We start from the raw sequence: 19,478 nt of genomic DNA, 5'->3' as shown, positions 1-19,478 counted from the left end.
ACGAAGGGCGGCACTCTCGGTGAAGCAACTACGGCTCGGGCTCCTCGCCGGACTCTTCGCCGGAGCCGGCGTGCTCTCCTGGGGCGGAGCCCGCCTCTGGGACTCCCTGGGGACCCTGCCGAGCGTGCCGCTCGCCGCCTCCGTCGTGCTCGCCGTGATCGCTGTGATCCTGCTGGCCACGGCCCTCTCGATCCGGGCACGGCTGCGCGCGCAGCGGGAGCGGCGTCCCGGGGCGAAGGGCGTGGAGCCGATGATGGCGGCGCGCGCCCTGGTCTTCGGCCAGGCGAGCGCGCTGGTGGCCGCCCTCGTCGCCGGGATGTACGGCGGCACGGGAGTCTTCCTGCTCGGCTTCCTCGACATCCCGCCCCGCCGCGACCAGGCCATCTACGCGGGTGCCGCCGTCCTGGCAGGCATCGGCGTCATCGCGGCCGCCCTGTTCCTGGAGCGCGTCTGCCGCCTCCCGGAGGACGACGACGCGAACACGGCCCAGGCCGCCTGACCCACCCTCAGTCGGCGATCGGGTTCTCGATCAGTGTGACCCGGTTGCCGTCGGGGTCGTGGACGGCGGCGAACCGCACACCACGTGACCCGGGCAGCGTCTCCCCGGTCGTGATCCCTCTCTCCGCGAGGTCCGAGAGGGTCCGGTCCAGGTCGTCGACCACCAGGTTCACCAGCGATCCCCCGGCCTGCTCGGGCGACTGGAACACCTGGAGCCAGGCGTACGGGGAGATGTGCCAGTCGGCCAGCCCGTCCATGGGCCTCACATCGGCGGGGCGGCCGAGAAGCCGCTCGTACCACTCGACCGCCGGCTCGATGGCCATCACGGGCGCTACGGCGAGCACATGGGTGAATGACATCAGGAAGCTCCTTCTCCTCGTGGATCCGGCCGTCCGGCCGCTGCCACTGAGGTCGACTCTCCCCGCCTCATGAACTCATCGCTACCGCTCCGGACCGCCCCCTGACCCGTCCGTGCTCAGCGCGCCATGATGAGGCTCATCGCCTCGGCCCGCGTGGCCGGATCGCGCAGCTGCCCCCGGACCGCGGACGTGATCGTCTTCGCCCCGGGCTTGCGGATTCCCCGCATCGACATGCACATGTGCTCGCACTCGACGACCACGATGACCCCGCGCGGCTCCAGGATCGCCATCAGGGACTCGGCGATCTGCGTCGTGAGCCTCTCCTGGACCTGCGGGCGGCGGGCGTAGACGTCGACCAGCCGGGCCAGCTTCGAGAGCCCCGTGATCTTGCCCGAGGTCGCAGGGATGTACCCGACGTGCGCAACACCGCGGAAGGGCACCAGGTGGTGTTCACAGGTGCTGAACACCTCGATGTCCTTGACCAGCACCATCTCGTCGTGACCGAGGTCGAACGTCGTCGTCAGGACGTCCTCCGGCTCCTGGTGGAGGCCGGCGAATATCTCCTTGTACGCACGCGCCACCCGGCCCGGCGTCTCCCGCAGTCCTTCGCGGTCGGGGTCCTCCCCGACCGCGATGAGGAGTTCCCGTACGGCGGACTCGGCCCGCTTCTCGTCGAACACGCCGATCGAGCCCTGCCCGTCCAGCGTCACCGGGTCGGTCATTCTGTGCCTCGTTCCTCTGTGCAGTCACATGCGTGGGCCCGCCCGCCAGGACCTCACGGAATTTCGGCAGGCACAGCGCAGGCATACGAAAAAGCCGCGCCCCCACAGGCTAGAACCTGGGGGGCGCGGCATCCATTCCGGGCCTGGTGGAGCCACCGTGACAGGGGCCACACCGGGGTCGGGCAGGGGGCTAGCTCTCGGGGCGATCCTCGGGCAGCGCCTCCGTGGAGGTGCCGGTGTTCTTCGACGTGATGTCCGTAGGAGCGATCTCCGGAGTACCCGAACCGTTGGCGGTGCCGTTGGTGAGGGCCAGCTCCTTCGGAGAGAGCACCGGCGGACGCGTCGACGGGGTACGCCGGGCGGAACCGGTCCACGCCGGGCGAGCCGGGCGCTTCACGATCGGAGCGAAGATCTCGGCGATCTGCTCCTTGCCGAGCGTCTCCTTCTCGAGGAGCTCGAGGACCAGGGCGTCGAGGATGTCGCGATTCTCCACGAGAATTTCCCACGCGTCGTTGTGCGCGGTCTCGATGAGCTTCTTGACCTCTTCGTCGACGAGCGCCGCGACCTCTTCCGAGTAGTCGCGCTGATGGCCCATCTCCCTGCCCACGAACGGCTCGGTGTTGTCTCCACCGAACTTGATCGCGCCCAGGCGCTCGGTCATGCCGTACTGCGTGACCATCGCGCGGGCCGTGGCGGTGGCCTTCTCGATGTCGTTCGCAGCACCGGTCGTCGGGTCGTGGAAGACCAGCTCCTCGGCCGCGCGCCCGCCCAGCATGTACGCCAGCTGGTCGAGCATCTCGTTGCGCGTCGTGGAGTACTTGTCCTCTTCCGGGAGCACCATCGTGTAACCGAGGGCACGGCCGCGGGAGAGGATCGTGATCTTGTGGACCGGGTCCGACTGGGGTGAGGCCGCCGCGACCAGGGCGTGTCCGCCCTCGTGGTACGCGGTGATCTTCTTTTCCTTCTCGGACATGATCCGGGTCCGCTTCTGCGGTCCCGCCACGACGCGGTCGATGGCCTCGTCGAGCATGTGGTTGTCGATCAGCTTCTTGTTGCTGCGCGCCGTGAGGAGCGCCGCTTCGTTCAGCACGTTCGACAGGTCGGCACCGGTGAAGCCGGGCGTACGACGCGCGACCGCGTTGAGGTCGACGTCCTCCGCGACCGGCTTGCCCTTCTGGTGCACCTTGAGGATCTCGAGGCGGCCCAGCATGTCCGGGCGGTCGACGGCGATCTGCCGGTCGAAACGTCCGGGACGCAGCAGCGCCGGGTCCAGGATGTCCGGCCGGTTCGTGGCGGCGATCAGGATGACGCCGCCCTTCACGTCGAAGCCGTCCATCTCGACGAGCAGCTGGTTGAGCGTCTGCTCGCGCTCGTCGTGACCGCCGCCCATACCGGCACCGCGGTGCCGGCCCACGGCGTCGATCTCGTCGACGAAGACGATCGCCGGAGCGTTCGCCTTGGCCTGCTCGAAGAGGTCACGGACACGGGAGGCACCGACACCGACGAACATCTCGACGAAGTCGGAACCGGAGATCGAGTAGAACGGAACGCCCGCCTCGCCCGCGACGGCGCGTGCGAGCAGGGTCTTGCCCGTACCGGGCGGCCCGTACAGCAGGACGCCCTTGGGGATCTTGGCGCCGACGGCCTGGAACTTCGCCGGCTCCTGGAGGAATTCCTTGATCTCGTACAGTTCCTCGACGGCCTCGTCCGACCCCGCCACATCGGCGAACGTCGTCTTCGGCGTGTCCTTGGTGATCAGCTTGGCCTTGGACTTGCCGAACTGCATGACCTTGGAGCCGCCGCCCTGCATCTGATTCATCAGAAACAGGAACACGACCACGATCAGGACGAAGGGCAGCAGGGAGAGAAGGATCGAGACGAACGGGGACTGCTTCGACGGCGAGACGGTGTAACCCTTCTCGATGTCACCGCTCTCGAACTTCTTCTGCAGCGTGTCGGCAAGCTCGACACCCTGGTTGCCGATGTAGCTCGCCTGGAACTTGCTGCCGGACTCGCCCTTGAGCTTCTGCTTGTCCTTCAGCTCGATCTTCAGGATCTGTTCGTCACCGGTGGTCAGCTTGGCCTGCTCCACCTGGTTCTTGCTGATCGCCTGGATCACCTTGCCGGTGTCCACCGTCTTGTAGCCGCCGGACGAGCCGACGACCTGCATCAGCACGACCACGGCGAGGACGGCCAGCACGATCCACATGACCGGCCCACGGAAGTATCGCTTCACGTCCATCCATACGGAGCGAAGTCGCCCCGTCCCTCCTGCCCGTAGGTAAATGCTGCTGTGAGAAAAGACTGTTCTTCGGACGGTACCCCAGCATTGTCACCCGTGACCGCAGGGGAGGTCCGGCAAACCCGTCTTCGAAGGCTCCAACGGCCCGAACGCCACGAGGGTTCCCGGGAGTCCGGCCGGGTTCGGCCGGGGCGGTTGCTCAGCCTCCGTAGACGTGAGGCGCGAGCGTGCCGACGAAGGGGAGGTTGCGGTACTTCTCCGCGTAGTCCAGCCCGTAGCCGACGACGAACTCGTTGGGGATGTCGAAGCCGACCCACTTCACGTCGATCGCGACCTTCGCGGCATCCGGCTTGCGGAGCAGCGTGCAGACCTCCAGGCTCGCGGGTTCGCGCGAGCCGAGGTTGGTCAGCAGCCAGGACAGCGTCAGGCCGGAGTCGATGATGTCCTCGACGATCAGGACGTGCTTGCCCTTGATGTCGGTGTCGAGGTCCTTGAGGATCCGGACGACGCCCGAGGACTGGGTGCCGGCGCCGTACGACGAGACGGCCATCCAGTCCATGGTGACGGGGGTGGACAGCGCGCGGGCCAGGTCCGCCATGACCATCACCGCGCCCTTGAGCACGCCGACGATGAGCAGGTCCTTGCCCGCGTACTCCGCGTCGATCTTCGCTGCCAGCTCGACGAGCTTCGCGTCGATCTCTTCCTTGGTGAGGAGCACCGACTGAAGGTCGGTGCCCATGTCCTTCTCGTTCACCCGCGTCTCTTTCTCTGCCCTGCCGGACCCGGACTGCTTCCCGGGGCCGGACCGGCGTTTCGCCTGCACTTCAGCCGCTTGCGCTTCAGCTCTGCCGAATCACCAGTCTGCCACCCTGGCGCCGCACCTCGACGCGGCCGGGCAGGTTGATGGCGCCCTGGCCCCGCCAGCCGGTGATGAGCCGGTCGACTTCCTCGATGTGACGGGCGAAGAGCGAACCCGCGGGGGACCCGACGTCGATCACGGCCCGGCGCAGCACCCGGCGGCGCACCGCGGGCGGCAGGACGGAGAGCTTGGAACACTCCAGCCGTCCGTCGTCGTCGCGGACCGAGCGGGCGGCCTCGGCGGCCCAGGTGTCGAGGGCGTCGGCATCGTCACGGGAGAGCTGCGCCGTGCGCGCCAGGGCCTCCACCACGCCTTTGCCGAGCGCCTTCTCCAGCGCGGGCAGGCCCTCGTGGCGGAGCCGGGAGCGGGTGTAGGCGGGGTCGACGTTGTGGGGGTCGTCCCAGACGGGGATCGACTGGACCAGACAGGCTTTGCGGGCGGTCTGCCGGTCGAGCTGGAGGAAGGGCCGGCGGTAGCGGCCGGCGGGGCCCGAGGCGGCGGCCATCCCGGAGAGGGAGCGGATCCCCGAACCGCGGGCGAGGCCCAGCAGGACGGTCTCGGCCTGGTCGTCGCGGGTGTGGCCGAGCAGGACGGCGGCGGCTCCGTGGCGCTCCGCCGCGGCGTCCAGGGCTGCGTAGCGGGCGTCGCGGGCGGCGGCCTCGGGCCCTCCGCCCCGGCCGACGTTCACGGCGACGGCCTCGACCGGGTCGAGCCGCATCTCGGCGAGGCGCGCCACGACCTCGTCGGCGCGCAGTCCGGAGCCGGGCTGGAGGTTGTGGTCGACCGTGATGCCGCCGGCGCGGACGGGGAGCTTGCGCGACTCGAAGGCGAGGGCGGATGCGAGGGCCATGGAGTCCGCGCCCCCGGAGCACGCGACGAGCACCAGCGGGTGGTCCGGCCGTTCCGGAAGCGTCGAACACCGCCCGCCCGCCCCTGCTTCGGCGAACTCGGCGCGTCCGGCCTGTTCGGTGTGACGGTTGTGTTCGGTGACGACGTCGTGGAGTACGCGGCGGACCGCCAGGCGTATCGCCGCGACCGCAGGATGGGGACCCATGTCCGGTGCCCTTCGGGGTGAAGTTTTGGGGGGTGCCTCGGAGCGAGCGGGACGGAGTCCCGTCACTCAGAGTGCGTCGATGGTGACAGAGCCAAGCTGTCCGTCGAGCATTGCACGCCTTCCCATGCCCCTATGGTCCCTCGGATGGGTGATTGGAGAGGCAATCTTCTGCCACCGGACCCGCCAAGATCACGAATCTGCCTTACGGTGCACCCGCGCCACCCAGTCCGCCGGTGCGGCGATCTCGGCCTTGGTGGGCAGGGTGTTGGGGGAGGTCCAGACCCGGTTGAATCCGTCCATTCCGACCTCGTCGACCACGGCCCGGACGAACTTCTCGCCGTCGCGGTACTGGCGGAGCTTCGCATCGAGACCCAGCAGCTTGCGCAGCGCCAGGTCCAGCCGGCTCGCGCCGCGCGCCCTGCGCTGCTGGAACTTCTCCCGGATCTCGGCGACGGAGCCCACCACCTCGGGGCCCACCCCGTCCATCACGAAGTCCGCGTGCCCTTCGAGCAGGGACATCACGGCGGTGAGACGTCCCAGGATCTCGCGCTGGGAAGGTGTCTGGACGATCTCGACGAGGCTGCGCCCGCCGTCGTCGCCCTCCTCCCCGCGTTCGCCCTCGGGGCGGCTGCCTCCGGAGAAGGCCTGCGCGGCCTCGCGAAGGCGCTCCAGTACGGTCATCGGATCGACGTCGGTCTCGTCGAGGAACGACTGGATTTCGCCCTGCAGGTGGTCGCGGAGCCAGGGAACCCCGGTGAACTGGGTGCGATGCGTCTCCTCGTGGAGGGCCACCCAGAGCCTGAAGTCATGCGGGTCGACGTCGAGTTCGCGTTCGACATGGACGATGTTGGGGGCGACCAGCAGCAGCCTTCCGCCTCCCTTGGAGGACGCGGGAAGCTCCCGGGTTGCCGGGGCGAAGGTCTCGTACTGCCCGAGGACCCGCGAGGCCAGGAACGACAGGAGCATGCCCAGCTCGACGCCGGTCACCTTGCCGCCGACCGCGCCCAGCACGGCATTGCCCGGACCGCTGCCGCGGCGGTCCTGCATCTTCCCGAGGAGCGGACGCAGCAGCTCACGGAAGCCCGCGACATTGGCCCTGATCCAGCCCGCCCGGTCGACGACCAGGACGGGGGTGTCCTCGGGTTCGTGCCCGTCCGGGATCATCCGGGTGAACGAACGGACGTGCTCCTCGGAGGCCTTGGCATGCCGGCGGAGCTCCGCGACGACGGCACGGGCCTCCTCGCGGCTGATCTCGGGACCCGGCCGCACGAACCGGGTCGCTGTCGCGACCGCGAGATTCCAGTCGACCATCTCGGCACCACCGATGCTCGTCATGCGTCAACCGTACGTGAGGTGGTCGCTCCGTGGTGGGGTGTCAGCCGCTCAGGGGGTGCCTTCGGTGAGGGTGGTGGCCAGCGTGTCCAGTGAGGCTTCCGCCTCCTCCGGGGACGTGGTCCCCGAGGCCAGGAAGGCGAAGGCGAGCAGTCGGCCCTGCGCGTCGACCGCGGTCCCGGCGAGGCTGTTCACCCCGGTGAGTGTGCCCGTCTTGGCCCTGATCAGCCCGGTAGCGGGCGACGTCGCGGAGTAGCGGTCGCCGAGCGTGCCGCTGAAACCGGCGATCGGCAGCCCGGTGAGGACGGGACGGAGCTCGGGGTGGTCCGGTCCGGCGGCGAGCGCGAGCAGCCGGGCCAGGAGCCCCGCCGTCACCTTGTCCGCGCGGTCGAGACCGCTGCCGTCGGAGAGCCGGGCGCCGGCCAGCGGCAGGCCGAGCGCCTTCAGCCGGGCGGTGACGGCGCGGCGGCTCCCGGCGAAGGAGGCGGGCTCCCCCGCCTTCAGCGCCGTCTGCCGGGCCAAGCCCTCGGCGATGTCGTTGTCGCTGTTGGTCAGGGCCCGCTCGACCAGGTCGGAGAGCGGCTTCGACAGGTGCGTCGCCACCGTGCGGGAGCCGGCGACGGCCCGTCCGGACGAGGGGGCGGACCGGGTGTCGACGCCTGCCTCGCCGAGGAGGTCGGCGAAGGTGCGCGCGGCATCGCCCGCGGGGTCGGTGGTACGGAGGGCCGGCCCCTTGTCACTTCCGTCGAGACGGCCCTCGTCGGCCATGAGCGCGCTGACCGGCGCGATGTTCTCGTTGGGGCCGATGGGGTGGAGGGCCGGCCCCGAGTACCGCGAGGTGTCGTACGTCAGCCGCACCTGCCCGGTGCCGCCGTCCCGCAGGGAGCGTGCCGTGTCGGCGGCCAGGGCGCGCAGCGCTCCCTTGTCCAGGGTCGGATCGCCGCCGCCGACGAGGGTGAGCGTGCGGGAGTCCGGGGAGAGCCTGACCGTCGTCGCGATGCGGTGGGCGGGGCCGAGAGCGGAGAGCGCGGCGGCGGTGGTGGCGATCTTCACCGTGGACGCGGGGGTCATCTGGGTGGCCGCGCCCCGTGCGTACAGCTGCTTGCCGGTGGCCGTGTCGACGACCACGGCCGTGCGCACGGAGCCGAGGGCGGGCGTGTCCAACAGGGGCGCGAGCGCGGTCTCCAGGCTGCGCGCCCCCGCAGGGGAGGTGAGGCCGGAGGAGGCGCCGAGGGCCTTCATCACGACAGGGGCGCTGGGGGCGGGCGCAGGCCCGTCGGGGGCCGTCCCTTCGTGATGTGCGCCACCTGCGCTCTGCGAGACGGCCGCCCGGTCCCGCTCGGCCTTACGCTGACCGGAGTCCCAGGGACCGGCGGCCAGGACGGCGCCGGCGGCGACCACCAGGCCGAGCACCGCGGAGCCTGCGACGAGCCGGAGGCCGTCAGGTCCGCTCCCGCGCTTCGGATACTCCGGGGCTTTCCACCTGCCCCACCTGTTCAACGGCTCGTCCGTCGGTCTCTGCACCGGCTCGGCCACCGTTGACCAGCCCCTTTCGCGAGCACTCATCTGCGTGAGGGACACTTAACCACCAGTCGTATGTGTTGATCATGGAGGAGCCACCCGTGGAGTTCGACGTCACCATCGAGATCCCGAAGGGTTCGCGGAACAAGTACGAGGTGGACCACGAGACCGGTCGGATCCGCCTGGACCGTCGACTCTTCACCTCGACCAGCTACCCGGCCGACTACGGCTTCGTCGAGAACACCCTCGGCGAGGACGGCGACCCGCTGGACGCGCTGGTCATCCTGGACGAGCCGACCTTCCCCGGATGCCTCATCAAGTGCCGCGCCATCGGCATGTTCCGGATGACCGACGAGGCCGGCGGCGACGACAAGCTGCTGTGCGTCCCGGCTTCGGACCCGCGGGTCGAGCACCTGCGCGACATCCACCACGTGTCGGAGTTCGACCGCCTGGAGATCCAGCACTTCTTCGAGGTCTACAAGGACCTGGAGCCCGGCAAGTCCGTCGAGGGCGCCGACTGGGTCGGCCGTACCGAGGCCGAAGCCGAGATCGAGGCTTCCTACAAGCGCCTCGAGGCGCAGGGCGGCAAGCACTGACGTAACCCTTGCGGATTCCGCTTACGGGCGGGACGCGCGAATCGCGGGACACGGGGCCGAGTGGCCCAGGTGACCGTGGGGACAACGGGCGGCGCACCTTCACCGGTGCGCCGCCCGTTGCGTGTGGCGGCCCATGACCGTGCTCATACTGGGCAGAAGCGCTCCCGGAACGAGCGGTCGAGCAAGGAACGAGGTCGAGTGGTGGCGGAACAGGGCGGTCCCGAGGACCAGAAGCCCCAGTCCGACGAGGCACACAGCGCCTTCGTCCCACCGGTGGGTGTGGACCAGCCGACACCTCCGTCCGAGGACGACCATCCGACATCGGAATTCGCGCTTCCGCCCGGGCTGCACACCGATCCCTCGGCGCAGTCCGGCTCCGGCCAGGGTTCCGCTTCCGGGTCGGGGGGCGGTTCGGGCTCCGACACGCTGTCGTCCGCCTTCGTCCCGCCGCCCGGGTACACCGCGCAGCACCAGCCGCCCGCCTTCACCCCCGCGCACGGCATCCCGATGGTCCGGCTGACCAAGGAGGCCCCTTGGCAGGACCGGATGCGCACGATGCTGCGGATGCCCGTGTTCGAACGTCCGGCGCCCGAGATGGTGCAGAAGACCGACGACTCGGGGCCCGCGGTACCGCGCGTCCTCGACCTGACGCTCCGTATCGGGGAGCTGCTGCTCGCGGGCGGCGAGGGCGCCGAGGACGTCGAGGCGGCCATGTTCGCGGTGTCCCGTTCCTACGGGCTCGACCGCTGCGAGCCGACGGTCACCTTCACCCTGCTGTCCATCTCGCACCAGCCGTCCCTCGTCGACGACCCCGTGACGGCGAGCCGCACGGTACGCCGTCGGGGCACCGACTACACCCGACTGGCCGCCGTGTTCCGGCTGATCGACGACATCACCACGGCGGAACACGTGGAGGTCTCGCTGGAGGAGGCCTACCGGCGCCTCGCCGAGATCCGCCGTAACAGGCACCCCTACCCGGGCTGGGTGCTGACGGCCGCCGCCGGCCTGCTCGCCGGCTCGGCATCGGTGCTGGTCGGCGGTGGTGTGCTGGTCTTCCTCGTGGCGGCGGCGGGCGCGATGCTCGGCGACCGGCTGGCCTGGCTCTGCGCCGGGCGCGGGCTGCCCGAGTTCTACCAGTTCACGGTGGCGGCCATGCCTCCGGCCGCGATGGGCATCGCGCTCACCCTCACCCATTCGACGGATGTGCGGCCCTCCGCCGTGATCACCGGTGGACTGTTCGCGCTGCTGCCCGGGCGGGCCCTCGTCGCCGGTGTGCAGGACGGCCTGACCGGTTACTACATCACCGCTGGGGCCCGGCTCCTGGAGGTCATGTACTTCTTCATCGGCATCGTGGCGGGCGTGCTGCTGATGCTCTACCTGGGAGTCCAGCTCGGCGCCGCGCTGAACCCGGAAGCACGGTTCGTGCCCAACGACCGGCCGGTGACCCAGATCCTGGCCTCGATGGCCCTCACGCTGGCCTTCGCCATCCTGCTCCAGCAGGAGCGCTCCACAGTGCTCGCGGTGACCCTCAACGGGGGCGTGGCCTGGATCATCTACGGGGCGATGGCCCGCACCGGCGGGATCTCGCCGGTGGCGGCGACAGCGGTCGCGGCCGGCCTGGTGGGGCTCTTCGGCCAGCTGTTCTCGCGCTACCGCTACACGTCTTCGCTGCCGTACATCACGGCGGCGATCGGTCCGCTGCTGCCCGGTTCGGCGACCTACTTCGGTCTGCTGGGCGTCGCGCAGAACGAGGTGGACACCGGACTCACGTCACTCTTCACCGCTGTCGCCACGGCGCTGGCGATCGCCATCGGGGTCAATCTGGGAAGCGAGATCTCCCGGCTCTTCATGCGGGTGCCGGGCACGGTCGAGGGCGGCCCCCGCCGGGCTGCCAAGCGGACCAGGGGCTTCTGACACACGACGGCGCCCCGGTCCCTCAGGGGGACCGGGGCGCCGTCGTGTGGATGCGCGGAAGGTCAGCGCCCGTCCTGCCACCCGTACCGGCCCGGGTCACCCTCCTGGTTCTCGCCCTGGCCGGCCCGGGGCCGGTCGCCCTGGGGGCCGGCGCCGCCGTCGGCGTACGGACCGGGCTGGGCGCCGCCGCCGTACCGGCCGTCGTGGCCGCCGTCGTACGGGGCGGCCTGACCGCTGCCGTACTGCCCCGCCTGGCCGTACTGACCGCTCTGGCCGTACTGGCCGCCCTGCTCGTACTGGCCGCCGGCCTGGCCGTACTGCTGACCTGCCTGGCCGTACTGGCCGCCCGCCTGGCCGTACTGCTGCCCCGCCTGGCCGTACTGACCGCCCTGGTCGTACTGAGCGCCGCCCTGGCCGTACTGCTGACCCGCCTGGCCGTACTGCTGACCTGCTTCGCCGTACTGGCCGCCCGCCTGGCCGTACTGCTGGCCCGCCTGGCCGCCGTCGTACCGGGGGCTCCGGTCGCCGGCGTACTGACCGGCGCTGTACTGGCCGCCCTGACCGGTGCCGTACTGCCCCTGGCCCTCGCCGTACTGACCGTTGCCGTACTGAGCACCGCCCTGGGGTGCGCCGTACTGGCCCCCGCCCTGGGGTGCGCCGTACTGGCCGCCGGTCTGCTGACCGCCCTGACCGGTGCCGTACTGACCGCCGCCCTGGGGCGCGCCGTACTGGCCGCCCTGGTCGTACTGACCCGCCTGACCGCCGTACTGGCCGCCGCCGTCGTACGGAGCCGACCGGTCGTCGGCGTACCGGTGGGCGGTGGGGCCCTGGCCGCCGTTGCCCGCGCCGCCGTGGGGGCCCTCGTCGCTGCCGCCGTCGGAGGCGCTCCCGTCGTCCTCCCGCTGTGCGGCGCCTTCCTTCTTCGACTTGCCGCGCGCCCGCAGGAACTCGATCAGGATCGGCACCACGGAGATCAGAACGATCAGGATGAGGATCATCTCGATGTTCTCGTGCACGAAGGCGACGTTGCCGAGGGCCGCACCGAGCAGCGTCACCCCGACGCCCCAGAGCACGCCGCCGATGATGTTGAACGTGATGAACGAGCGGTAGTCCATCCGGCTCACACCGGCGATGATCGGCGTGAAGGTCCGGACGACGGGCACGAAGCGGGCCAGCACCAGCGACTTCGGGCCGTACTTCTCGAAGAAGTCGTGCGCCTTCTCGACGTTCTCCTGCTTGAAGAGCCGGGAGTCCGGACGCTTGAAGAGGGACGGCCCCACCTTGCGCCCGAAGAGGTAGCCGACCTGGTCGCCGATGATCGCCGCCAGCGCGACCAGGAGGCAGACGAGCCACAGGGGGTACTTCAGGTCGCCGGTGGTGACCAGGAGGCCCGTGGTGAACAGCAGGGAGTCACCGGGGAGGAAGAAGCCGATGAGCAGCCCCGACTCGGCGAACACGATGAGCAGGAGGCCGGGCAGCCCGAAGGTGTTGAGCAGGTAATCCGGGTCCAGCCAGCTCGGGCCGAGCGCAAGCGTATTCAAGGGTCCGGGCTCCAGGGTGGGTCGATGTGCGGGGGCTGCGTGGCCGTCCCAAGCTATCAACGCCGGGGAGGACGCCAGGGTTCCACCGGCGTAAGCGCGGATGCGCACGGCCCGGACCGGCGCGAAGCTGTCCGCAGGAGGTGCCACACCATGGGCATTGAGGACTTCGGCGGCGGACAGACACCCCAGGCGGACGTCCTGGTCGTCACCACGAACGACGTACCCGGCCACCAGGTGACGCAGGTCATCGGCGAGGTGTTCGGGCTCACGGTCCGCTCCCGCCACATCGGCAGCCAGATCGGCGCCGGCCTGAAATCGATGATCGGCGGAGAGCTGAAGGGGCTGACCAAGACGCTCGTCGAGACCCGCAACCAGGCGATGGAGCGGCTCGTCGACCAGGCCCGGGCGCGCGGCGCCAACGCGGTGCTGATGATGCGGTTCGACGTGAGCGAGGCCGCCGACGTGGGCACCGAGGTGTGCGCCTACGGAACGGCGGCCGTGATCAGCAGGTCCTGACCACTCCCCCACCGCCACTCCTCTCCCCCACTCCCGGAGGTTCCCGCATGCCCACGTCCGTCAACGTCGCCGTCGTCTACTACTCCTCCACCGGCACCGTCTCCACGATCGCGAAGGCCATCGCGCGGGACGCCGAGGGCGCCGGTGCGGAGGTACGGCTGCGCAAGGTTGCCGAGCTCGCTCCGCAGGCGGCCATCGACTCCAATCCGGTGTGGGCCGAGCACGCGAAGGCGACCGCCGGCATCCCCGAGGTCTCGCCGGACGACATGGTCTGGGCGGACGCGGTGGTCTTCGGTACGCCCACCCGGTACGGCAACGTCACCGCCCAGCTCAAGCAGTTCCTCGACACCCTCGGGGGCCTCTGGCAGGCGGGCAAGCTCGCCGACAAGGTCTACAGCGGCTTCACCGCCAGCAGCACCACCCACGGCGGTCAGGAGTCCACCCTGCTGGCGCTGTACAACACGATCTACCACTTCGGCGGCATCCTGGTCCCTCCCGGCTACACGGACCCCTCGAAGTTCGTCGACGGCAATCCGTACGGCACCTCCCACGTCTCGGGGCAGGGCGACATCCCCGTCGCCGAGCAGACCCTGACCGCCGCACGGGTCCAGGCCGAGCGCGTCGTGAAGTTCGCCCGGGCCGTCAAGGCCGGGCTCGCGGCCGAGAACTGAGGGGGGCGTCCACCGATGCCACTCCACCAGGGTTCGCACGGCAAGGCCCCACGGTCCGACGAGCACCGCAGGCTCGCCCTCAACCCCTTCTTCGGGGAGGCCGACCCGACCGCTCCCATGGTCGCGGCGCCCGCGACGCACGTCCTCCCGGACGGCCCGCTGCCCCCGTCGACCGCGTACCGGCTCGTCCACGACGAGCTGATGCTCGACGGGAACTCCCGGCTCAACCTCGCGACCTTCGTCACCACCTGGATGGAGCCCCAGGCCGGTGTGCTGATGGGCGAGTGCCGCGACAAGAACATGATCGACAAGGACGAGTACCCCCGCACCGCCGAGCTGGAACGGCGCTGTGTGGCGATGCTCGCCGACCTCTGGAACGCCCCCGACCCGTCGACCGCCGTGGGCTGCTCGACCACGGGGTCGAGCGAGGCCTGCATGCTCGCGGGGTTGGCGCTCAAGCGGCGCTGGGCGACCAGGAACGCCGACCGGTACCCGGGGACCGCCCGGCCCAATCTGGTGATGGGCGTCAACGTGCAGGTCTGCTGGGAGAAGTTCTGCAACTTCTGGGAGGTCGAGGCCCGCCAGGTCCCCATGGAGGGCGAGCGCTTCCATCTCGACCCGCAGGCGGCCGCCGAGCTGTGCGACGAGAACACCATCGGCGTGGTCGGCATCCTCGGCTCCACCTTCGACGGTTCCTACGAGCCGATCGCGGAGCTGTGTGCGGCACTGGACGAGCTCCAGGAGCGCACCGGGCTCGACGTCCCCGTCCATGTGGACGGGGCCTCCGGGGCGATGGTCGCGCCGTTCCTCGACCAGGACCTGGTGTGGGACTTCCGGCTCCCCAGGGTGTCCTCGATCAACACGTCCGGGCACAAGTACGGCCTGGTCTACCCGGGTGTGGGGTGGGCACTGTGGCGTTCACCGGCCGAGCTGCCGGAGGAGCTGGTCTTCCGGGTGAACTACCTGGGCGGTGACATGCCGACCTTCGCCCTGAACTTCTCCCGGCCCGGCGCGCAGGTGGTGGCGCAGTACTACACGTTCCTGCGGCTGGGCCGGGAGGGTTACCGGGCCGTCCAGCAGACGTCCCGGGACATCGCGCGCCGGCTCGCCGCCGACTTCGAGGCCCTGGACGACTTCAGGCTCCTGACCCGGGGCGACGAACTTCCGGTGTTCACGCTGACGACGAAACCCGAGGTACGGGCGTACGACGTCTTCGACGTGTCGAGACGGCTCCGGGAGCGCGGCTGGCTGGTGCCCGCGTACACCTTCCCCGCCAACCGCCAGGACCTCTCGGTGCTGCGCGTCGTGTGCCGCAACGGCTTCTCCTCGGACCTCGCGGAGCTGCTGGTGGACGACCTGAAGAGGCTGCTGCCCGAACTGCGCGGCCAGGCGCACCCGCTGCACCGGGACCGGCAGGTGCAGACGGCCTTCCACCACTGAGGCCCCGAAGAGCGGTGGTCACCGGCTGAGCCGTGCGAACCTCCCCACCGCCAGGGGGAGGAACACCGCGAGCAGCACCACCGGCCAGACCACCGCGAGCAGTTCGGCGTGTTCGGCGGCCCAGGAACCCGAGGCTCCGCCCGGGTTGCCGAACAGGCCTCGCACCGCCGTGGCCGTGGCCGACATCGGGTTCCACTCGACCACCGTGCCCAGCCACCCCGGCATCGACTCCGGCGAGGCGAAGACGTTGGAGAGGAAGCCCACCGGCCAGACCAGGATCTGCACGGCCTGCACCATCTCGGGCCGGCCCGCCACCATCGCGAGGTGGATGCCGATCCACAGCATCGCGAACCGCAGCAGGAGCAGCAGCCCCAGCGCGGCGAGGGCCGCGGCCATCCCCCGGTGCCAGCGCCAGCCGAGGGCGTGGCCGACCCCGGTCATGACGGCCAGCGCGGCCACCGACTGGAGCATGTCCGCGGCGCTCCGTCCGGCCAGGACCGCGCCCGAGACCATCGGCATGGAGCGGAACCGGTCGATGACCCCCTTGTTCAGGTCCTGGGTGACGGCCAGCATCGTCCCCTCCAGGCCGAAGGCCATGGTCAGCGCGAGCATGCCGGGCACGAGGAAGTCGGTGTTGTCCCCTTCGACCCCGGAACCGCCGCCCACCAGGTAGTTGAACATCAGGAGCAGCATCACCGGGAAGACCAGGCCGACGAGCACCTGGACGGGCTGCCGTGCCCAGTGAGCCAGCTCGCGCCGGGTCATCGTCCAGGAGTCGGTCAGCGCCCAGCCGACGCGCCCCGGACCCGCCGTCGCCGTACTCATGCCGCCACCTCCGCTTCGACGGGGGCGGGAGAGCCGCCCCCGGTGAGGGAGAGGAACACCTCGTCGAGCGTCGGGCGGCGCACCGCGACGTCCTCCGCCTCGATGCCCGCCTCCTCCAGCGCCCGCACGGTCCGGGTCAGGGCCGCCATGCGGTCCGGGGCGGGCGCGCGGAGCAGCCGCCTGTCGGCGTCCACGGAGACCCCCTCTCCCAGCAGTACGGCCGCCTCCCCGAGCCGGTCCGCATCGCGGACGACCACGTCGATGCGGTCGCCGCCGACCATCGCCTTGAGCCGGTCGGCCGTGCCCTCCGCGATGACCCGGCCGTCGTCGACCACCGAGATCCGGTCCGCCAGCTGGTCCGCCTCCTCCAGGTACTGCGTGGTCAGCAGGACGGTGGTGCCGCCCACTGCCAGGGACCGGACCGCGCCCCACACCTCGGCCCTCCCCCGCGGGTCGAGTCCGGTGGTGGGCTCGTCGAGGAAGAGCACCTCCGGATCGGTGATCAGCGACGCGGCCAGGTCGAGGCGCCGCCGCATCCCCCCGCTGTACTGCTTGACCGCCTTGCGGCCGGTGTCCGCGAGCCCGAACCGCTCCAGCAGTTCGTCGGCACGCAGGCCCGCCCGGCGTGCGCCCAGGTGGTACAGGCGGCCGAACATCTCCAGGTTCTGCCGGCCGCCGAGCTCCTCGTCCACGGCCGCGTGCTGCCCGAGCAGTCCGATCCGCCGCCTGACCTCGGCAGGCTCGGACCGTACGTCGAACCCCGCCACCTCCACCCGGCCCTCGTCGTGCCGCAGCAGGGTCGTCAGTACGCGCACGGCGGTGGTCTTGCCCGCGCCGTTCGGCCCGAGCACCCCGTGGACCGACCCACCGCGGACAGCGAGGTCCAGACCGTTCAGCGCGCGCTTCTCTCCGTACCGCTTGTGCACTCCTTCGACGACGATGGCGTCGCTCACGGTGCCCACCAGCCCTCCACTCGCGTAGTCAAACTTGACTACTAGCCCGAAGGTAAACCCGCCGACTCCATTCGTCAAACTTGATTAGCGGGAATCCCCCGAGTCGGGGACACCCGTCGCGTAGGGGTTCTCCTGCCCCTCGGAGAGCACCCCGACGAAGGGATCACCCTCACCCGAGAAGGTGTACGCCCCCGCCTCGATACGGGCGATCAGCCCCCGGGTCCATTCGGCCCCCGCATCCGCGGAGTGGACCCACATGTTCATGATCTCGCCGATGTGCCCGAGCGCCTCCGGCCCCTCGGAGGGGGTGTAGTGCTCCGTGACCGACGCCCTCCACCCCTCGATGGCGGCGACGCGCTCCCGCAGGAGGGCCACCGCCTCGGCCCGGTCCAGATCGACGATGAACCCGAGTCCGGCCGAGAGCACGTCCACACCCTGGTCGTACGAGGTCAGCGCGGCCCGCAGCAGGGTGAAGTACTCCTCGGCGCCCCGGTCGGTGATCTCGTACTCGGTGCGGGGCGGACCGCCCGCCGTGGACGGGGCGATCTCATGGGCGAGCAGCAGTCCCTGCTTCGCCATCTGTTTCAGCGCGTGGTAGATCGATCCGGGCTTGGCGTTGGACCACTCGTGGGCGCCCCAGTACTCCAGGTCGTTGCGCACCTGGTAGCCGTGCGCGCGGCCGTGCTGACGCACGGCCCCCAGGACCAGGAGACGGATCGCCGACATCGCACCCACCCTCTGTAATCAACTTTGACCAGGGTAGCCCGCCTCATCGGCGACCGGATCGAGGGGCGTACCGCCACCCCGCACACCGCCACCCCGCACACCGCCACCCCGCACACCGCCGCCCGGCCTCCGCCGCCCGGCCCCTGCGTCCCGCCTCCCGCCGGAGGACGGCCGGGAGCACACCGCGCCCCGCCCTCGCCGGCCCGCGTCAGAAGGGGAAGACCGTCCGCCCGTGCTGCACCGAAATCCACTTCCGGGTGGTGAACGCCTCCACTGCGGCCTCGCCGTTCAGCCGCCCCATGCCGGAGCTCTTCCCGCCCCCGAACGCGACCCCCGGATCGTCCTGCACGGTCGCACCGTTGACGTGGAACATCCCACCGGTGATCCGCCGGGCGAACCGGACACCGCGCTCGGCGTCCGCCGTATGGACGGCGCCGCTCAGCCCGTAGGGGCTGTCGTTGACGAGGCGCACGGCGTCGTCCTCGCCGTCGAACGGCACCAGCAGCGCCACGGGGCCGAAGATCTCCTGCTCCAGCAGCGGTGACCCCTCCGGCAGTCCGGCCAGCACGGTGGGTTCGACGAGGTTGCCGCGCGTGCGGCCCCGGACGAGCGCGGTGGCGCCGGCCTCGACCGCTCCGTCGACCAGCGCGGTCAGCGCCTCGGCCTGGAAGGCGCTGATGACCGGTCCGATACGGGTGTCCGGGTCACGCGGATCCCCCGACGGAAGGGCGGAGACCGCGGCCGTGAACCTCTCGGTGAAGTCCTTCTCCACCGACCGGTCCACCAGGATGCGGTTGGCGGCCATGCTGACCTGCCCCTGGAACAGGAAACGGCTGTAGACGGCGGCCCGGACGGCGTGGTCGAGGTCGGCGTCCTCCAGGACGACCAAGGCGCTGTTGCCGCTCAGTTCGAGGATGGTCCTCTTGAAGAGCCCGGCGGCGACGGCGGCCACATGCCGGCCGACCCGGTCCGAGCCGGTGAAGGAGATCACCTTGGGCACGGGGTGCTCGATGAAGCTGTCACCGATCTCGGCGCTGTCGGTGACCAGGACGTTGAGGAGTCCTGCGGGCAGCCCCGCGTCCTCGAAGATCCGGGCGACCAGCCCTCCGCCGGCTATCGGCGCGTTCTGATGGGGCTTCACCACGACCGCGTTCCCGAGCGCGAGCGCGGGCGCGACGGTCTTCATCGTCACCAGGAAGGGGAAGTTGAAGGCGCTGATCACCCCGATCACCCCGACGGGCAGCCGGTAGACCCGGTTCTCCTTGCCGTCGGCGACCGAGGGCAGCAGCCCGGCCACCGGTCGGATCGCCTGCCCGGCGGCCTCGCGCAGGAACTCCTGCGCGGCACGCACCTCGTACGCGGCCCTCGACCGGGTCCCGCCGAGCTCGTCGACGATCAGCTCGGCGATCTGGTCGCCGCGCTCCCCGACGAGCCGTACGGCCTTCTCGAGAATGTCCCGCCGCGCATAAGGACTGACGGCCGCCCATTCCCGCTGCGCGCGTTCGGCCGCCCGGTAAGCCAGATCGACTTCCGCCGCGGTGGCCACGGTGATGGAGCAGAGTTTTTCGCCGTTGTAGGGATTGAAATCAATGATGTCCCACTCACCGTTGCCGGTCAGCCACTCGCCGTCGATGTACTGATGGGCCAGTTCACTGAGGAAGGACATGCAATCCCTTACTGCAGGCACAGACTCCTGTCGGACAGTCATG

General features: G+C 70.4%; 18 protein-coding genes. 6 read left to right on the top strand and 12 right to left on the bottom strand.

Features of this window, described 5'->3' with window-relative positions:
• The first annotated feature begins 19 nt into the window (after positions 1-19).
• Positions 20-499 (top strand): DUF3180 domain-containing protein, encoded by a 480-nt coding sequence (locus ACFUNE_RS32380; RefSeq protein WP_383575388.1) that lies wholly within the window; start codon positions 20-22, stop codon positions 497-499.
• A 7-nt stretch (positions 500-506) separates the two neighbouring features.
• On the opposite strand, the gene ACFUNE_RS32375 is transcribed toward ACFUNE_RS32380, so the two are convergent.
• From ACFUNE_RS32375 to dacB, 7 genes are all read right to left on the bottom strand, one after another.
• Positions 507-857, bottom strand: a complete 351-nt coding sequence (locus ACFUNE_RS32375) for a VOC family protein (protein WP_383575386.1) — start codon at positions 855-857, stop codon at positions 507-509.
• Positions 858-973: 116 nt separating this feature from the next.
• Positions 974-1,579, bottom strand: coding sequence for a GTP cyclohydrolase I FolE (folE, locus tag ACFUNE_RS32370; RefSeq protein WP_383575384.1), 606 nt, complete (start codon positions 1,577-1,579; stop codon positions 974-976).
• Between the two features lie 190 nt (positions 1,580-1,769).
• Positions 1,770-3,821: an ATP-dependent zinc metalloprotease FtsH gene (gene ftsH / locus ACFUNE_RS32365; protein ID WP_383575382.1), complete on the bottom strand. Its 2,052-nt coding sequence runs from the start codon at positions 3,819-3,821 to the stop codon at positions 1,770-1,772.
• 199 nt (positions 3,822-4,020) lie between these two features.
• On the bottom strand, positions 4,021-4,560 hold the full coding sequence (gene hpt, locus ACFUNE_RS32360; RefSeq protein ID WP_014155504.1) for a hypoxanthine phosphoribosyltransferase: 540 nt from the start codon (positions 4,558-4,560) through the stop codon (positions 4,021-4,023).
• 100 nt (positions 4,561-4,660) lie between these two features.
• Positions 4,661-5,734, bottom strand: coding sequence for a tRNA lysidine(34) synthetase TilS (tilS, locus tag ACFUNE_RS32355; protein ID WP_383575380.1), 1,074 nt, complete (start codon positions 5,732-5,734; stop codon positions 4,661-4,663).
• Between the two features lie 189 nt (positions 5,735-5,923).
• Complete coding sequence (locus ACFUNE_RS32350; protein ID WP_383575378.1) at positions 5,924-7,069, bottom strand: zinc-dependent metalloprotease; 1,146 nt, start codon at positions 7,067-7,069, stop codon at positions 5,924-5,926.
• Positions 7,070-7,117: 48 nt separating this feature from the next.
• Positions 7,118-8,602 carry a D-alanyl-D-alanine carboxypeptidase/D-alanyl-D-alanine-endopeptidase gene (dacB, locus tag ACFUNE_RS32345; RefSeq protein ID WP_383575376.1) on the bottom strand — a complete coding sequence of 495 codons (1,485 nt, stop codon included), beginning with the start codon at positions 8,600-8,602 and terminating at the stop codon, positions 7,118-7,120.
• An 86-nt stretch (positions 8,603-8,688) separates the two neighbouring features.
• On the opposite strand from dacB, the gene ACFUNE_RS32340 reads away from it, so the two are divergent.
• Positions 8,689-9,183, top strand: coding sequence for an inorganic diphosphatase (locus ACFUNE_RS32340; protein WP_018514302.1), 495 nt, complete (start codon positions 8,689-8,691; stop codon positions 9,181-9,183).
• A gap of 198 nt (positions 9,184-9,381) precedes the next feature.
• Positions 9,382-11,097, top strand: a complete 1,716-nt coding sequence (locus tag ACFUNE_RS32335; RefSeq protein ID WP_383575374.1) for a threonine/serine exporter ThrE family protein — start codon at positions 9,382-9,384, stop codon at positions 11,095-11,097.
• Between the two features lie 62 nt (positions 11,098-11,159).
• Here ACFUNE_RS32335 and ACFUNE_RS32330 read toward each other — a convergent pair whose 3' ends face one another.
• Positions 11,160-12,638 (bottom strand): DedA family protein, encoded by a 1,479-nt coding sequence (locus ACFUNE_RS32330; protein WP_383575372.1) that lies wholly within the window; start codon positions 12,636-12,638, stop codon positions 11,160-11,162.
• Between the two features lie 150 nt (positions 12,639-12,788).
• On the opposite strand from ACFUNE_RS32330, the gene ACFUNE_RS32325 reads away from it, so the two are divergent.
• Genes ACFUNE_RS32325 through ACFUNE_RS32315 form a run of 3 tightly spaced genes read left to right on the top strand, consistent with a single transcriptional unit; the run spans position 12,789 to position 15,265 of the window.
• The gene (locus ACFUNE_RS32325) at positions 12,789-13,154 is read left to right on the top strand and encodes a YbjQ family protein (protein ID WP_383575370.1); all 366 of its coding nucleotides are present in this window, start codon (positions 12,789-12,791) and stop codon (positions 13,152-13,154) included.
• 47 nt (positions 13,155-13,201) lie between these two features.
• On the top strand, positions 13,202-13,825 hold the full coding sequence (wrbA, locus tag ACFUNE_RS32320) for an NAD(P)H:quinone oxidoreductase type IV (RefSeq protein WP_383575368.1): 624 nt from the start codon (positions 13,202-13,204) through the stop codon (positions 13,823-13,825).
• A gap of 15 nt (positions 13,826-13,840) precedes the next feature.
• Positions 13,841-15,265, top strand: coding sequence for a glutamate decarboxylase (locus ACFUNE_RS32315; RefSeq protein WP_383575366.1), 1,425 nt, complete (start codon positions 13,841-13,843; stop codon positions 15,263-15,265).
• A gap of 18 nt (positions 15,266-15,283) precedes the next feature.
• Here ACFUNE_RS32315 and ACFUNE_RS32310 read toward each other — a convergent pair whose 3' ends face one another.
• From ACFUNE_RS32310 to ACFUNE_RS32295, 4 genes are all read right to left on the bottom strand, one after another.
• Entirely contained in the window at positions 15,284-16,090 is an 807-nt protein-coding gene (locus tag ACFUNE_RS32310) for an ABC transporter permease (RefSeq protein WP_383575364.1), read from the bottom strand.
• Positions 16,087-17,043, bottom strand: a complete 957-nt coding sequence (locus tag ACFUNE_RS32305; protein ID WP_383575362.1) for an ATP-binding cassette domain-containing protein — start codon at positions 17,041-17,043, stop codon at positions 16,087-16,089. Before ACFUNE_RS32305 ends, ACFUNE_RS32310 begins: the two co-directional genes overlap by 4 nt.
• A gap of 84 nt (positions 17,044-17,127) precedes the next feature.
• Positions 17,128-17,769: a PadR family transcriptional regulator gene (locus tag ACFUNE_RS32300; RefSeq protein ID WP_383575360.1), complete on the bottom strand. Its 642-nt coding sequence runs from the start codon at positions 17,767-17,769 to the stop codon at positions 17,128-17,130.
• 208 nt (positions 17,770-17,977) lie between these two features.
• The gene (locus ACFUNE_RS32295) at positions 17,978-19,435 is read right to left on the bottom strand and encodes an aldehyde dehydrogenase family protein (protein ID WP_383575358.1); all 1,458 of its coding nucleotides are present in this window, start codon (positions 19,433-19,435) and stop codon (positions 17,978-17,980) included.
• Positions 19,436-19,478: the final 43 nt, after the last annotated feature.

Origin of the sequence: Streptomyces sp. NPDC057287 (genome assembly GCF_042667905.1) — a bacterium.
Taxonomy (GTDB): Bacteria; Actinomycetota; Actinomycetes; order Streptomycetales; family Streptomycetaceae; genus Streptomyces.
Note: the sequence above shows the minus strand (reverse complement) of the source record. Positions and strands in the feature narration are given on the sequence as shown.